This is a genomic window from Serratia sp. BNK-17, assembly GCF_048684935.1.
In the GTDB taxonomy this organism is placed as follows: domain Bacteria; phylum Pseudomonadota; class Gammaproteobacteria; order Enterobacterales; family Enterobacteriaceae; genus Serratia; species Serratia nematodiphila.
Window position 1 is genome coordinate 680,293 of record NZ_JBLQTR010000001.1, and the last position, 13,746, is coordinate 694,038.

A 13,746-nucleotide genomic window follows, 5' to 3' on the forward strand; every position below is an offset into this window, starting at 1 on the left:
TCCTGGTTTCTTCTATGAACATCGTCCTTAGCGGCGGTTTTTATAATCAAATAACCGCCAGAAGGCCAGTTTTTATTACCTTCTGTTTATGTGGGATTAAGTCAGCGCCCTTCGTAGCCGTCCCAATAGGCGCCCACCGCTTCCTGCGACAGCACCTGGCGGCGTTTAGGATTGTCGGTGCTGCTGTAGGCGCGATTGATGAAAATGGTTTTGTGTTCCATGTTCTGCTGGAATTCCGCGCTGGCCAGGTAGTCGGCCTTTTTCTGCGCTTCGCTGCGCGCCACGCCCGCCGCGCGATCCTTTTTCCCCTGCTGATAGAACTGTTCGAACATCGGCACGGCGTTTTTAATGCTGCCGTTCACATCGGTGCGGAATTGCGGATCGAAGTCGTCGCGGGTTTGATAAACGTAGTGTTTGGCATGCTGCTCTGCGCTGCTGAGGGAGTGAGTGCAGGCGCTGAGCGCCAACAGCGGCAACAGCAGCGCCGCGCTTTTCAGTCTTTTCATGTCGTCTGTCCCTGTCAGTGAGGAAGGTTCCTTTAGCGCCAAGAGCATAGCGCCGGCCGCCGTTGAACGTCAAACGACAAAATACGCATCACTTTGTTTTATATTAATATTATATACATTGATTGGTATTCATTGCCTGAAACACTATGCTTTAACAGAACAGGGTAAACACTCACCGACAGCGAGGCGGCCAATGAAACCGATCGACAAAAGCGTGGGGGAGTACGACCTCACGGCGGAAAAAAAAGCGGGCATGATCACCGGCACCATCCGCGGTGAACTGCCGGACAGCGACGCGAACCTGCCGCTGCTGCCCTTCTCCGGCACCTTCGCCGGCCCGAGCGTGGCCGAAGCCATAGCCGATATTCAGCAGCAGTTCCCCGACATCGAACCGGCGATTATCGACGATTTGCGCGAGGAACTGCTGAAGGCCGGGTTCTAAGCCGGATCTCGGTGCCGCACGAACGGGCTGTAGACCGGCGCGCCGGGCTTCAGCGCCAGATCGGCGTCAAAATCTTCATTACGGTTGAACGGCACCGCCGGCCAGGCGGCAAGGTCGCTTAAGCCAGCCCGATACGCCTGCGTCACCTGCGCCAACGCGGCGTTTTGCGCCTGCCGCTCCTCGCCCGCCAGCCCGCCGCGCACGCCATAGACCAGGAACGGCTCCAGCACGCTAAAGCCGATATAGTGCAGCGCATGCATGATCGGCCACAGCATCAGCCGCATGTCGCCGTCGCGCCCGTCCGGCGCGCAGGCCTGGGCGGAAGCGCCGGCGGTGACGGTCAGCAGCGCCCGCTTGCCGCGCATCACGCCGTTCTCATGGCGGTGGCGGCTGTCGTAGAGCCCGCCGTAAACGAACACCCGATCCATCCAGCCCTTGATGATGGCCGGCGCGCCGAACCACCAGAAAGGGAACTGCAGCACCAGCGTATCCGCCCAGCGCAGCAGCTCGATATGCCGCCGGATCTCCGCCGGCAGCGCCTGGATCGTCCAGTGATGGCGCTGCTCCTGCATCGCATCGAACCGGTCCGCCTGCTTTCTGCTGGGGTAGTGGCCGGCGCCCTCGCGCGGATCAAACCCCTCCTGATACAGATCGACCGTTTTCACCTGATGCCCCTGCGCCAACCAGGCCTGCCGCGCCTGTTCGGCCAAATGGGCATTGAAAGAATGCGGCTCGGGGTGAGCCAGCACAATCAGCACGTTCATCCTGTTTCTCCCGTTGTAAGGTGGTGCTGTTATGCTGTGGCTTTATCGCCCCCTTGGCAATTACGCACCTGAAGGTAACCCCAATGGCTTATCCCGGCGACGTCTATTCGAGCAAGTGCTCCGCGCGCGATGCGCTGGCGCTGATTTCCGGCAAGTGGGTAATGTTGATCCTGCCCGCGCTGGCGCAGCGGCCGATGCGCAACGGCGAGCTGCTGCGCCGCATCGACGGCATTTCGCAGAAGGTGCTGACGCAAACGCTGCGCCAGCTGGAACGCAACGGGCTGCTCGAGCGGCTGGATTTAAGTGAAAAGAATCAGGCCCATGTGGAATACCGCCTCAGCGCCGTCGCCTGCTCGCTGGTCGAGACGCTGACGGCGCTGGATAAGTGGGCGGAATACCATTTCCCCGAGCTGGACGCCGCCCGCGAGCGCTATGATGCAGACCGCAAACGCGAGGCCGATTAAAGCGGTTTGGCCCGCAGCGTCTCGCCGATGCGCACGAAGTTGCCCGCCCCCAGATGATGAATGGTGTGCAGATCCGCATTGGCGGCGGTGAAGTGCCAGCGCCCTTGCTGGAACACTCGCTCATCCGCCGCCGCGCTCAACACCTCGCCGAAGCAGGTGTCGTATTTTTCCTGCGCGCCGCTTTCCGGCAGCAAGCGACACTCCAGCCACGCCACGCAGCCCTGTTCGATCAGCGGCACCTGCAGCGTGGCGCTCGGCGTCGCTGCGATATGGAAACGGGAAAATTTGTCTTCATCCAGCCCGGACACGCTGCCCACCGCGTAGGTGGCGTCGATGAACATCGCCGCCGGCACGCAAATGCCGAATGCGCCGCTCTCCTCGATCATTTGCCGGCTATGCGCCCCTTTGTCCACCACGATGGCGATGCGCGGCGGGCTGAACTCCACCGGCATCGACCAGGCGGCGGCCATCACGTTGCGTTTGGCGCCGTCATGGCTGCGGCTGGTGATCAATACCGTCGGACCGTGATTCAGCAGGCGGCTGGCGTGTTCGAGGGCGACAGGACGAAAGTGGCTCATCGGGAAATCCTTGCGAGTGACTGTTTGCCCAGCAGTGTAGATCTGCGCCGCAATGGCAGGCAACGCGAGGCGCACAGAATGCACCGATGAGGCGCTTGTTCCCCATCTCGCCATCCGTTATCTATAGTTAAATCAATTCGCCGGTAACGGCTCATTCCACCTGAGGATCTTGCCTTGACGTTTTTAAAACACCCTATCGCCGGATTGGCGCTGGCCGGCTGCGGTCTGTTGTCGGCGGGCGGCGCGCTGGCCGCTTCCGATGCGCTGGTGTACTGCACCGTCGCCTCGCCGGAATCGTTCAACCCGCAGCTCTCCAGCTCCGGGCCGACCTTTATCGCCACCTCGCAGGTGCTGTACAACCGCCTGGTGACGCTGCGCGAAAGCGATAAAACGCCCGCCCCTTCGCTGGCCACCGAGTGGAGCGTCAGCCCGGACGGCAAGACCTACACCTTCACCCTGCGCCAGGGCGTGAAATTCAACAGCAACAAATACTTCACCCCAACGCGCGACTTCAACGCCGAAGACGTGGTGTTCACCGTGATGCGGCAGAAGGATCCCGCCAACCCGTATCACAAGGTCTCCGGCGGCAACTATGAATACTTCACCGACATGGGCCTGGATAAGCTGATCACCAAGGTGGAAGCGGTGGACGAGCACCACGTGCGCTTCACGCTGAGCCAGCCCAACGCCGCCTTCGTCGCCGACTGGGCGATGGATTTCGCCTCGATCCTGTCCGCCGAGTACGCCGACGCGATGCTGAAAAAGGGCACGCCGGAATACGTCGACAACTGGCCGATCGGCACCGGGCCGTTCGCGCTGCAGCAGTACAAGCAGGATTCGCTGATCCGCTACATCGCCAACCCGCACTACTGGCAGGGCGACGTGGCCAGCAAGCACCTGATCTTCTCGATTACGCCGGATCCGCAAACCCGGCTGGCCAAGCTGAAAACCAACGAATGCCAGATCATCCCGGCACCGCTGCCGGAGCAATTCGCCGCCATCAAGGCCGACGGCAACCTGCAACTGCACGACATTACCGGGCTGAACGTCGGCTATCTGGCGTTCAACACCCAGAAAAAACCGTTCGACAACCTGCTGGTGCGCCAGGCGCTGAGCTACGCGGTAGACAAGAAAGCGATCGTCGCCGCCGTGTTCAAAGACAGCGGCACCCCGGCCAACTCGCTGCTGCCGCCGGGCATGTTGGGCTACAACGATAAACTGCCGGAGTACGCCTACGATCCGCAGAAGGCGCGCGAACTGCTGAAGCAAGCCGGGCTGGAGCAGGGCTTTGAGACCGACATCTGGTCAATGCCGGTACAGCGCCCCTACAACCCGAACTCGAAGCGCATCGCCGAGATGATTCAGAGCGACTGGGCGAAGGTGGGCGTGAAAGCCAAGATCGTCACCTGGGAGTGGGGCCAGTATCTGGCCGGGCTGCGCAAAGGCGAGCAACAGAGCGCGCTGTACGGCTGGGTGTCCGACAATGGCGATCCGGACAACTTCGCCACCCTGCTCGGCTGCGCCGGCGTGCAGAGCGGCGCCAACGTGGCGCGCTGGTGCGATAAGGATTATGACAAACTGATCCAGCAGGCGATCCAGGAGAACCAGCCGCAGGCGCGCGCCAGGCTGTATCAACAGGCGCAGGTGATCTTCGCCAAACAGGCGCCGTGGCTGCCGCTGGCCACCGGCAAAGTGTTCTACGCCACCCGCAGCAACCTGAGCGGCTACGTGGTGGACGTGAACGGCAGCGACTTCGCCAAGGCCAAATTGAACTGATCCCGGGCGCCGCAGCGAGGGCTGCGGCGCACCCGCCTCATCGCTTAATAAGCTGCCAGCCTCTGAACCTACCGCGCATTAACTTCACAACTTACGATGCTAACTACCTCCCCTGCCGCCAGGCACTTAACCCACTAAATTCATAGCTTAATAAGCGGCGTAACCCCTGGCATTTTGCTTAAACTGCATGCAGGCGCTTTCCTCGCCTGTAACATTTCGTTACCATCGGCACACAGACCCTTTAACATCAAAAGGTAACCCGGTGCAGAACACCTACATGCCGTTGCAAATTCGCCTGCACTGGCTGGTGGCGATCCTGCTGGTCATCACCTGTGTCACCATCGAGCTGCGCGGCTATGCCGAACCGGGCAGCGCCCCCTGGTACGCGCTGGTTATCACCCACTTCAGCTGCGGCGTAACGGTGTTTGCGCTGATGATCGCCCGTCTGTTCCTGCGCTGGCGCTACCCCTCGCCCGCCATCGCGCCCAAACCGCCGAAGTGGCAAACCGGCCTGGCGCACCTGACGCACGCCCTGATTTACCTGCTGCTGCTGACGCTGCCGGTACTGGGGGTGTATTCGCGCTATCTGGGCGGCAAGGAGTGGTATCTGTTCGGCCTGTCGATGCCGTTCGCCGACGTGGCCGATCGGCCGCAGGCACGAATGATTATCGGCTGGCACAAAACGCTGGCCTCATTCGGCTACTGGCTGATCGGCCTGCATACCGCCGCCGCGCTGTTCCACCACTATATCGTCAAGGACAATGCGCTGGTGCGCATGCTGCCGCTGATGAAAAAACGCTGAATACCCGGCGCCAGGGATGAATTTTCGGGCCACGCCCACTGACAGGGAATGACATGCAAACCCAATTTTTTAATGTGACCGTCGAACAATGCGCCTGCCAGCAGACGGCGCCCGACAACCTGGTGAGGATCATCGCCTCCGGCCAGACGTTCTTTTTTTACCGCGACGACTTCAGCGACAGCGAAAATCTGCTGGCCAGGCTCGCCGCCGGCGATCGAGTGAAGATCGGTGCCCACCGCCTGCAAGACGGCAGCTACTGGCTGCACTGGCTGCTGCACGGCACGAAAGGCCGGCTGGAGCCTGACAGGACGCTGAAATACAAGCTGAAATACTTCGCCCTGCTGCTGCTGGGCGCGGTGCTGGCCGGCGGTTTCCCGGCGGCCTTTTTCATCATGGACGGGGAAGATTCCTGGCTGACCATCGTCCTGTTCTTTATCGCCATCATCGCCGGCCTTATCGGCATCGGCATGGCGCTGTTCGTCGGTTCGGAGCTCCTGCTGATCGGACACCGCGGCCGCAGGCGCCTGCTCCGGGCGCTGGATCGCGTGCTGCTGGGGCAAGACGTCACGCCGCCCGGCTCGCTCAGCCTGAAAATCCCCGGCATCAAATACCGGGCCGTCCGCGCAGACGCTGTGCCGGCGACCGCACCGCTGCAGACCGCGCCTCCCCTCCCGGACGGCGTCGAGACCTCCGGCATCGAGACGGTCAACGCCCTGAACTACGAACTTTGCCACTATGAGATCCCGCGGCAGGTGCAGTATTTGGATACGTATGCGTGGCGTCAGAAGGAGACGCACTTCGCGTTGACGACCCGCGCGCTCAATGTCCCCAATACCAAACTGCATCCGGTATTTCGTCGGCAACATCCGCTTTTCATCGCCAAAGGCGATCCGCTGCAGGTGCTGTATTGCGAGAACGACGTCATTCCCGAGTTGCCCAAAGTGCGTGGGATCATCAATCATCGCGATCGCCAAACCTATCTCATCGGCGGCAGCCGCTACTTCACCGAAGCCGGTCTTAACCTGTGCGCGCGCGTTGTCTTCATTTTTGGGGCAATCGTGGCGTGTTTTGTACTCGGCATGATGGTGGTGGATAACGCCGATACCCCGGCCGGCTTTCACCTGGATGCCTGGACCCTGAAGCGTCTCGGCAGCGAATTGCCGCCGATTATTCTGCTGCTGATGCTGATGGTCAGCGGCCTGGCGCTGTTGATCGAGGGGGTCGCCCAGATCTGCCGCCTGTACTCTTTTGACCAGCACCGCACGTTTAAAACGTTTAAATACCTGAGAAATCTGCGCCGCAGTTTATGGCGGCAGGCTCAGGTGACGGAGCTGAAATGATGACGTTAGCGCTTTATAAAAGACCCCTTATTATCCTGACGCTGTTTTTGGCCAGCGCGCTGGGCGTCTATTTGCTCGCCCCTGAGCAACGCTATGAGCAGTGGCAATGGACTCAGGGCGACCAGGCGTTGCCGACGATAGCCCGTTACGATCTCATCCACAGCTACCCGGCGCAGGACGGCGCCCTGCTGCTCACCAGCAAAAGAAGTGAAGACCGCGCGTACAATAGCTTTTACGGCTGGGCGGCCAACTACCTCAGCCAGGTGCTGTTTGCCGGCCCAAAAGGGTTACAGATGCTGGGGGAACTCGACGACTTGATCCATGATGCGGTTTGCGGCGAGCAGGAGTGCGTGCTTTTTCTCTCTAAGGGCCGCAGACTGGTTGATGTGCAACGGGGCACCATCGGGGCGCTGATCCCCTGGCCGGAGGGCGACGACAACCGGCCTTCCTTTGTCGGCGGCAAACTGGTGGCGCAACCGGGAAAACGCGCGCTGTATCTCATCAGCACCGAAGGCGTATTCTACAGCCCGGACTTCGGCGCCCATTGGCGGCAGACGCTGGATCTGCCGGCGCTGCTGGACGCGCGGCAACTGCTGGGCTTTGAGCGCGGCGAGGAGGACTCACCGACGGCTTACGCCTCCGGTAAGCGCAAATCCGTACCCGAGATCTTCACCGCCGTTGATGGCGATCGCGTGCATTTCTGGATGAACCCGGTGCTCGGATCCGGCGCGTTACACATCGCCGTTAACGGTAAAACCGGCGAGGTGATTGAACTGCATTGGCTGCTGGTGCGCGTGGAGGAAAGCGCACAGGCCCCGGACGGCGGCATCTACCTGATCGCCCAAACGCTGGACAGAGGAGTGTATCAGCTTCTGCGTTATCAATCCGACGGGCAGTTGAAGGTGCTGCTGGAGACCGGCGATAAATCGCTGTATCAGCTCTGGGCGGGCAACGATAAGCTGGTCGCCCAAACGGATAACGGCGATGCCCGTCTTTCGCTGATTTTCGATCTGCGCTCATCCGAAGTGCGCTACCGACAGCCGTTGGAGTACCGCTACAACGGGCGCGACGACGCACGCCAAACCGTGATCGAACCGGAAAGCCACTATGGCGATGACGGGGAGACCCCGGCGCTGCCCTACTTCATTCGCTATCGCTCCACCACGCCGTGAACATAAGGAACTTGCCATGCTGTTAGGTTATGGCGCCGGCGTCGCCGGCCTGCTGGCGCTGTTATTGGCCCTGCTGCTCGCCGGCATCCTGCTCGCCTGGTGGGGCTGGCGATATGCCGCCGCCCGCTGCGGCCGCCCGCGCCCGCCGCTTTCCTGGGGCGGCTATCTGTTGGCCTCGGCGCTGGCGATCTACCCGGTAGCGTTCGCGCTGATGCTGATCGACATTGCCATCCAGGATCTCAAGAGCCAGCGGGCGGAAGAACGCTGGAATCGGCGCAGCTACCTGACGCTCGAGGCGGCCAGGCCGTTCGGCGAAATCACCCTGCCAAAGGGAAGCTGGGTAAACCGGCAGGAGCCGCGCCAGCCCGGCACCGAAGACAGCCCCATCACGATGGACGGTGTAACCGCCGTGCGCTTCCCTCAGCCGCAAAGCGTGGCCGGCGTGCCGATCATCGCTTTTGAGGTTTTACCGCCGGTGATGGAGCTGGCGGATGCGCATACCTTCACCCGTCCAACCGGCCAAAGGGCGCACTGCGAAGCCGGTTGGCTGGTCTCTTTCTCTTTGCCGTCGGATCAGCCGACCCCGCAGTGGGAGGAGTGGCAGGCCGGGCTGCCAGCGGCGGCGTTTCGGCCCAGCGACTGGATCTTTAGGGAGTGCTTCTCCGGCAGCCCGATCGCGGTGCTGACCTTGCACAACGGCGAAGTCAGGGTGCTGCCCTAAGCCTTACGCCGTGGCGTTGGGCAAACGCACGGTCACGCGGTTATTGGCCGTGGGCAGCTGCAGCGGCGCTTCCTGCCAGCTCACCGCGATAACCAAGACCGGCGGGGCCGGCACGCGCGGCTCACGCCCGTCGGGCCCCAGGCTGTAGGCATCCCATTCAATCACGAACACGCCGCCGTCTTGCGGCTCGACCCGTTCAACGAAAAAGGTGGTGTCTGAACCACGCCCACCAGCAGGTTTGTGCGCATAAGAGAGCAGGCAGAACCACTCGCCGGCGAAATAGAGGTGGTACAGGCCATCCACGATATGCTCGCCGCGGAACTGGCAACCGCCGACGCTGAAGGCATCACCCGCCGGGGATTCCGCCACGCGTTCGAGATCGCACACGAAGCGATCGGTCGGCCGGTTATCCAGCCACAACGCATAAGGCGGTGCGTGCAGCAGCGCGGCGGGATCGTCTGCATAGCGCAGATCGGGCGGCAACATCAAACGCGCCGCCAGCGCGCGGCCGCTGGGCAAGGTGATCTCCAGACGATCCGCCGGTTCCTCTATCCACTGCGGCACCCACAGACCGCGCACCTGCCGCAACGGCGTGGCCTCCACCTGCCGACACTTCGCCCGCAGCCGCGCCAGCGCCTCGGCGGAACCGGCGGCTAAGGCTCCCTGCTCACGATCGGTCAGCGCGGGCAGCGCGTACATCACCCGGGCGGCAGGCTCGTACACCGTCAGCCCCTCTCCCTCGCGGCTGCGGGTCGGGATCAGGCGCAACCTGCCGCCGTCCACGTCCTGCGGCTCGGCACTGGCGCCATGCACCATCGCCCCGTCGCGCAGCAGCAGCGTCCAAAAACTGGGGCCGCCCATGCCCAACTCCCCCACGCCGCCTATCTGCCGGTCACTGTCACCGGCGTGCGCCATTTCAATCGGCTGCGAACGCCAGTCGGTCTTGCGCCACTCTGCCACCTCTTCGGGGTCTTGCGCGCCTTTAGCGGCGTACTTCGCCCATTGCAGCACGGCAAACAGCGCGATGCACAGCACGCCGACAATCGGGTGATCCTGCCAAATCAACACCCAACCGACGATCAAAAGGGCCCAGACGGCCATGGCGATATCCTTTTCCAAGAGAAAACCGCCTGATTCTAGCGCAGGAAACGCAAAGGGTTGAAGCCTATGCCATGAATAATTAGCCGTTAGATAGAAAGGTAGTAATTTCGGCATTATTTCTGTGACTATGAAGATCACATAAATAACGCTTCACAGAGTGCTTTTAACGTAAAAAGATAACTCCCCGCATCTCAATATAACATTTACTCCTTGTTAAAAACTGGAAAATGAAAGCGAAAAAAAACCGCAATAATTTGTACACACTCCAATCATTGACTATGTTTAGATATACTATTTACATGTATCCAAACACACGCAAGCACACTTGCAGAAATTTAAAAATTCCGTTTTTATCGGGCGATAAAATATTTCATCAACAATATTCTGGGGAGCGACAATCAAAATCGTTACAGGCATTATCCTTACCTCTGTGGCCGCCTTCAGCGGCGCGTCCTACGTGGCCGATGCTGAGCCCACTACCGGCAGCGCGGAAATAATGCCGGAACACGCGCACGCCGTGATGGAAAATGACGGCCCGGCGCCACAGCACGACGCCGCCGGCAAAAAAGAACTCTCCATGCCGGAATCGAAATATATCGGCATGAAGGTCAAAACCGATTACACCATCAACAGCAGCACTATGATGATGTCGGCCAAATCGATGTTCCCAGCGCCAAACAACAAACAGCCGATGGAACTGGCGACCGATCTCACCACGCTGGGCCTGGCGGATTATGATGATCACCCCGCGTGCTCTCCAGTTCGAATAAAATGATGAGCAAAGAGATACACGGTAAGATTATGATAAAGAAACAGTAATGGAATGAAAAACGGCGCGTCCTTTAACAGGAAGCACCGTTATAAAATCATTAAATCAGGCCAGAATTGTATTTCTGGTTGAATTTCTCTTCCGACTGGAACAGATAAATAATGCCTTCGATAAAGCCGACAATCGCCGGGATCCCCGTCCAGCAGAACAGCAGGTAGAACAGCCCCCACCACTTCATACCCAGGTAAAACTTGTGAATGCCCAGCCCCCCCAGGAAGATGGCCAGCAGGGCCGCCGCGAGCTTGTCTTTTCTGCTCATAGTGCACTTCTCCTTACTTCTCACCGAACCACCGGCATGTCCAAAAACGGATGCCGCGCCACTGAGCGCCGCATCGCAATGCTTGAGGAGGAAAACATTCACCCATCAAGGCTCAACAGGGGTAAGTATAACAGTGATTAATTAAACGGTTGTTTAACCGGGGAAAGGCAGGCAAATGACGTACGGCAAGAGAAGGAATATTCCTGCGGCGAAGGCTCAATAGTTTAATATCTTTTTGTTTTTAAAGTAAATAATTCACATACATTCATGACTATCACGCCAGCCGTTGACGCCGCGCTAAGCGTGTTGCCTCTTAGGGGGCCAGATCCCTGTCGGCTATTTTATTTTCCCTGGTGACTTCCCACTGGCAATCTAGGTGACTCGCATTGAAAGGATTCGCAGCGTCAGCCCGGACTAACAGCAATAAAATCGATCTTGAATAACGCGATGTCTATTCTAAAGCCCGTCATATTGGGGACAATGCCCAGCGATCAGGTTTGCCACCTGTGCATAATCCTTAATAACGCCGGGATGGCGCCGCCCGGTGCAAAAAACAAAGCTACAGCGCTGTTCATTACCGATCAACTTCTCCGCCAGATTTCTGGCTCGCAGCTTAGGCGTGGCGTTCATTCTAAGGATCTGCATTTTCTCTGTTTCATTACTTTGGGGATGAAGTTTTTCTTCATACTCTCCCACCATCAGCGTGACCTGATTGACATGCTCATCAATGGTTAACTTGCCGTCAGGAATCAACGCCCCATTGCCCCACCAAATGGATGGGCTGGCCGCTAAATAATTTTGAAATGCATCAGGATGATTAAACAGGGTATACAACACAAAATGACCACCGTGCGAGTGGCCTGCCAGCGTTTGCTGGTCTGCGTTGACAGGATAATGCGCTTCGATCCATGGTTTAACGCATGCGGCAATAAATTGATAAAACGCTGCCGCTCCGCCCCCCTCCGCAAACTCTTTCTCTCCTGAGGGAACCGTATAATCACGGGTTCTTGCCTTCAAGATATCCACCCCGTCTTGATAGCCAATGCCGATATAAAGAATATCCCCATCGCGTTTTCTGTTGTTACGTTCCGTCACGACCGAAAACTGGGAGTTAGCATCCAAAAGATACAGCGGGTTCAAATTACCGCCAATCCCCCTGCGGTGAGAGATAAAGACTCTGTATCTTTGACCATTAAAGACAAAACACTTCGTTCTTGAAATTAAATCTTCACACATAACAACCTCACTTGTTTAAATGAATTAATCACGTCAATGCCTTTATTCTCAGAGAAGAAAAAGACGGTGAGGTCCCAACGTAGCAACGCATATTCCCGTTTACGACGTTTGTGTGTTGTGCGGTTTATGGTACACAAGCCCAGGTATTGCATCATGCACCAGATTAATAGACTTTAGCGTTGCGGCAGAGTCGGTGACGGTGTGTACGAAAGGGAAAGTTAAAAAGTGAGGTGGTGCCGATAATAGGAGTCGAACCTACGACCTTCGCATTACGAATGCGCTGCTCTACCAACTGAGCTATATCGGCATCGAGCCAAGCCTGCGGGGCAAGCCGGATGTGCGTTGAACAAGGTAGACCTGCGCGCGAAATGAGTCAATAGCCGCCGGGGCGTTTGGTCGTTTTGCAAGCAACCACACTGCGGCACACTCAACCTTCCCCAAAAACAATCAGGGCGCAGCACGCTGCGCCCTGACCTCTTTATGACCGCAATCCGGCCTTAGCTGCGCACCAGATCGTCGCCGTAGCCGATCCACTTGTAGGTGGTCAGCGCGTCCAGGCCCATCGGGCCGCGGGCGTGCAGTTTCTGGGTGCTCACCGCCACTTCCGCGCCCAGGCCGAATTGGCCGCCGTCGGTGAAGCGGGTGCTGGCGTTGACGTACACCGCCGAGGAGTCCACCGCGCGCACGAAATGCTCGGCGCTGCTCAGCGAGCGGGTGAGGATCGCGTCGGAGTGGTTGGTGCCGTGGGTGCGGATGTGGTCGATGGCCTGATCGATATCGTCCACCAGCAGCACGTTCAGATCCAGCGACAGCCATTCGTCGTCGTAATCTTCCGCGTTCACTGGCACCACCGTCGCCGGGCCGCCCTGCAGCAGCGGCAGCGCATTTTCCGCCGCGTGCAGCGTCACGCCCACCGCCGCCATTTTGGCGCTCAGCGCCGGCAGGAACTCGGCGGCGATGCTGCGGTTCACCAGCAGCGTCTCCAGCGAGTTACAGGCGCTGGGGCGCTGGATCTTGGCGTTTTCAATCACCGTCAGCGCCTTGTCGAAATCGACGTCGGCATCCACGTAGGTGTGGCACACACCGATGCCGCCGGTGATCACCGGGATGGTCGATTGCTCGCGGCACAGCTTGTGCAGACCGGCGCCGCCGCGCGGGATCAGCATGTCGACATAGCGGTCCAGGCGCAGCAGTTCGTTCACCAGCGCGCGATCCGGGCTGTCGATCGCCTGCACCGCCGCCGCCGGCAGGCCGCACTGTTCCAGCGCCTGCTGGATCACTTTCACCGTCGCCTGGTTGGTGTTGTGCGTCTCTTTACCGCCGCGCAGGATCACCGCATTACCGGTTTTCAGGCACAGGCTGGCGACGTCGATGGTGACGTTCGGCCGCGCCTCGTAAATCACGCCGATCACGCCGAGCGGCACCCGGCGGCGCTCCAGCTTCAGCCCGCTGTCCAGCAGGTTGCCGTCCAGCACGTGGCCGACCGGATCGTTCAGGCGGCATACCTGGCGCACGTCGTTGGCAATCGCCGCCAGCCGCGCCGGGGTCAGCAGCAGGCGATCGAGCAGCGCTTCGCTCATGCCGGTGGCGCGCGCCTGCGCCATGTCTTGTTCGTTCGCCAGCAGGATCGCTTCACTGTTGGCTTCCAACCTGTCGGCCATCACCGACAGCACCTGATTCTTCTTCGCCGTGCTCAGCACCGCCAGCTGCCAGGAGGCCTGCTTGGCGGCCTTCCCCATCTGCTCCAGCATGCTCA

Annotated in this window: 15 protein-coding genes and 1 tRNA gene; 8 read left to right on the top strand and 8 right to left on the bottom strand. The window is 59.5% G+C overall.

What is annotated here, in order from left to right; all coding sequences use genetic code 11:
- Positions 1–101 precede the first annotated feature (101 nt).
- Positions 102–506 carry an Exc2 family lipoprotein gene (locus ACMGF7_RS03380; RefSeq protein WP_015376778.1) on the bottom strand — a complete coding sequence of 135 codons (405 nt, stop codon included), beginning with the start codon at positions 504–506 and terminating at the stop codon, positions 102–104.
- Between the two features lie 193 nt (positions 507–699).
- On the opposite strand from ACMGF7_RS03380, the gene ACMGF7_RS03385 reads away from it, so the two are divergent.
- Entirely contained in the window at positions 700–948 is a 249-nt protein-coding gene (locus tag ACMGF7_RS03385; protein ID WP_004940639.1) for a hypothetical protein, read from the top strand.
- On the opposite strand, the gene ACMGF7_RS03390 is transcribed toward ACMGF7_RS03385, so the two are convergent.
- Complete coding sequence (locus tag ACMGF7_RS03390; protein WP_049188727.1) at positions 945–1,712, bottom strand: NAD(P)H-dependent oxidoreductase; 768 nt, start codon at positions 1,710–1,712, stop codon at positions 945–947. The genes ACMGF7_RS03385 and ACMGF7_RS03390 overlap by 4 nt on opposite strands.
- Before the next feature lie 83 nt (positions 1,713–1,795).
- On the opposite strand from ACMGF7_RS03390, the gene ACMGF7_RS03395 reads away from it, so the two are divergent.
- Complete coding sequence (locus ACMGF7_RS03395) at positions 1,796–2,176, top strand: winged helix-turn-helix transcriptional regulator (RefSeq protein WP_004940645.1); 381 nt, start codon at positions 1,796–1,798, stop codon at positions 2,174–2,176.
- On the opposite strand, the gene ACMGF7_RS03400 is transcribed toward ACMGF7_RS03395, so the two are convergent.
- A complete protein-coding gene (locus ACMGF7_RS03400; protein WP_049242861.1) occupies positions 2,173–2,754 on the bottom strand; it encodes a flavin reductase family protein in 582 nt (193 codons plus the stop codon). The two genes, ACMGF7_RS03395 and ACMGF7_RS03400, sit on opposite strands and share 4 nt — an antisense overlap.
- A gap of 174 nt (positions 2,755–2,928) precedes the next feature.
- Between ACMGF7_RS03400 and ACMGF7_RS03405 the strand changes: the two genes are divergently transcribed.
- The 5 genes from ACMGF7_RS03405 (at position 2,929) to ACMGF7_RS03425 (ending at position 8,565) form a co-directional block, all read left to right on the top strand.
- Positions 2,929–4,530 (top strand): ABC transporter substrate-binding protein, encoded by a 1,602-nt coding sequence (locus ACMGF7_RS03405; protein WP_033634060.1) that lies wholly within the window; start codon positions 2,929–2,931, stop codon positions 4,528–4,530.
- Between the two features lie 277 nt (positions 4,531–4,807).
- Positions 4,808–5,332 carry a cytochrome b561 gene (gene cybB, locus ACMGF7_RS03410; RefSeq protein ID WP_080356249.1) on the top strand — a complete coding sequence of 175 codons (525 nt, stop codon included), beginning with the start codon at positions 4,808–4,810 and terminating at the stop codon, positions 5,330–5,332.
- 53 nt (positions 5,333–5,385) lie between these two features.
- Positions 5,386–6,672, top strand: a complete 1,287-nt coding sequence (locus ACMGF7_RS03415; RefSeq protein WP_049243214.1) for a hypothetical protein — start codon at positions 5,386–5,388, stop codon at positions 6,670–6,672.
- Positions 6,669–7,844 carry a hypothetical protein gene (locus ACMGF7_RS03420; RefSeq protein WP_164095445.1) on the top strand — a complete coding sequence of 392 codons (1,176 nt, stop codon included), beginning with the start codon at positions 6,669–6,671 and terminating at the stop codon, positions 7,842–7,844. The genes ACMGF7_RS03415 and ACMGF7_RS03420 overlap by 4 nt, the downstream gene beginning before the upstream one ends.
- 16 nt (positions 7,845–7,860) lie before the next feature.
- Complete coding sequence (locus tag ACMGF7_RS03425) at positions 7,861–8,565, top strand: hypothetical protein (protein WP_164095444.1); 705 nt, start codon at positions 7,861–7,863, stop codon at positions 8,563–8,565.
- A 3-nt stretch (positions 8,566–8,568) separates the two neighbouring features.
- On the opposite strand, the gene ACMGF7_RS03430 is transcribed toward ACMGF7_RS03425, so the two are convergent.
- Positions 8,569–9,666 carry a hypothetical protein gene (locus tag ACMGF7_RS03430; protein ID WP_049243215.1) on the bottom strand — a complete coding sequence of 366 codons (1,098 nt, stop codon included), beginning with the start codon at positions 9,664–9,666 and terminating at the stop codon, positions 8,569–8,571.
- A gap of 457 nt (positions 9,667–10,123) precedes the next feature.
- Here ACMGF7_RS03430 and ACMGF7_RS03435 point away from each other — a divergent pair, with 457 nt between their 5' ends.
- Positions 10,124–10,441 (top strand): hypothetical protein, encoded by a 318-nt coding sequence (locus ACMGF7_RS03435; RefSeq protein ID WP_420286355.1) that lies wholly within the window; start codon positions 10,124–10,126, stop codon positions 10,439–10,441.
- A 94-nt stretch (positions 10,442–10,535) separates the two neighbouring features.
- Here the strand turns inward: ACMGF7_RS03435 and ACMGF7_RS03440 are convergent, their stop codons facing one another.
- The 4 genes from ACMGF7_RS03440 to proA all read right to left on the bottom strand — a co-directional run bounded on the left by ACMGF7_RS03440 (position 10,536) and on the right by proA (position 13,741).
- Complete coding sequence (locus ACMGF7_RS03440; RefSeq protein WP_019454291.1) at positions 10,536–10,754, bottom strand: TM2 domain-containing protein; 219 nt, start codon at positions 10,752–10,754, stop codon at positions 10,536–10,538.
- 456 nt (positions 10,755–11,210) lie between these two features.
- Positions 11,211–11,990 (bottom strand): alpha/beta hydrolase, encoded by a 780-nt coding sequence (locus ACMGF7_RS03445; RefSeq protein WP_049243207.1) that lies wholly within the window; start codon positions 11,988–11,990, stop codon positions 11,211–11,213.
- Between the two features lie 231 nt (positions 11,991–12,221).
- Positions 12,222–12,297: transfer RNA gene (locus ACMGF7_RS03450), tRNA-Thr, on the bottom strand.
- A 190-nt stretch (positions 12,298–12,487) separates the two neighbouring features.
- Positions 12,488–13,741, bottom strand: a complete 1,254-nt coding sequence (gene proA / locus ACMGF7_RS03455; RefSeq protein WP_019454296.1) for a glutamate-5-semialdehyde dehydrogenase — start codon at positions 13,739–13,741, stop codon at positions 12,488–12,490.
- Positions 13,742–13,746: the final 5 nt, after the last annotated feature.

Excerpts from the sequence above, each read along its gene's own strand:
- ACMGF7_RS03380 (WP_015376778.1), bottom strand. The coding sequence starts at position 506 with ATGAAAAGACTGAAAAGCGCGGCGCTGCTGTTGCCGCTGTTGGCGCTC.
- ACMGF7_RS03385 (WP_004940639.1), top strand. The coding sequence starts at position 700 with ATGAAACCGATCGACAAAAGCGTGGGGGAGTACGACCTCACGGCGGAA.
- ACMGF7_RS03390 (WP_049188727.1), bottom strand. The coding sequence starts at position 1,712 with ATGAACGTGCTGATTGTGCTGGCTCACCCCGAGCCGCATTCTTTCAAT.
- ACMGF7_RS03395 (WP_004940645.1), top strand. The coding sequence starts at position 1,796 with ATGGCTTATCCCGGCGACGTCTATTCGAGCAAGTGCTCCGCGCGCGAT.
- ACMGF7_RS03400 (WP_049242861.1), bottom strand. The coding sequence starts at position 2,754 with ATGAGCCACTTTCGTCCTGTCGCCCTCGAACACGCCAGCCGCCTGCTG.
- cybB (WP_080356249.1), top strand. The coding sequence starts at position 4,808 with ATGCCGTTGCAAATTCGCCTGCACTGGCTGGTGGCGATCCTGCTGGTC.
- ACMGF7_RS03415 (WP_049243214.1), top strand. The coding sequence starts at position 5,386 with ATGCAAACCCAATTTTTTAATGTGACCGTCGAACAATGCGCCTGCCAG.
- ACMGF7_RS03420 (WP_164095445.1), top strand. The coding sequence starts at position 6,669 with ATGATGACGTTAGCGCTTTATAAAAGACCCCTTATTATCCTGACGCTG.
- ACMGF7_RS03425 (WP_164095444.1), top strand. The coding sequence starts at position 7,861 with ATGCTGTTAGGTTATGGCGCCGGCGTCGCCGGCCTGCTGGCGCTGTTA.
- ACMGF7_RS03430 (WP_049243215.1), bottom strand. The coding sequence starts at position 9,666 with ATGGCCGTCTGGGCCCTTTTGATCGTCGGTTGGGTGTTGATTTGGCAG.
- ACMGF7_RS03440 (WP_019454291.1), bottom strand. The coding sequence starts at position 10,754 with ATGAGCAGAAAAGACAAGCTCGCGGCGGCCCTGCTGGCCATCTTCCTG.
- ACMGF7_RS03445 (WP_049243207.1), bottom strand. The coding sequence starts at position 11,990 with ATGTGTGAAGATTTAATTTCAAGAACGAAGTGTTTTGTCTTTAATGGT.
- proA (WP_019454296.1), bottom strand. The coding sequence starts at position 13,741 with ATGCTGGAGCAGATGGGGAAGGCCGCCAAGCAGGCCTCCTGGCAGCTG.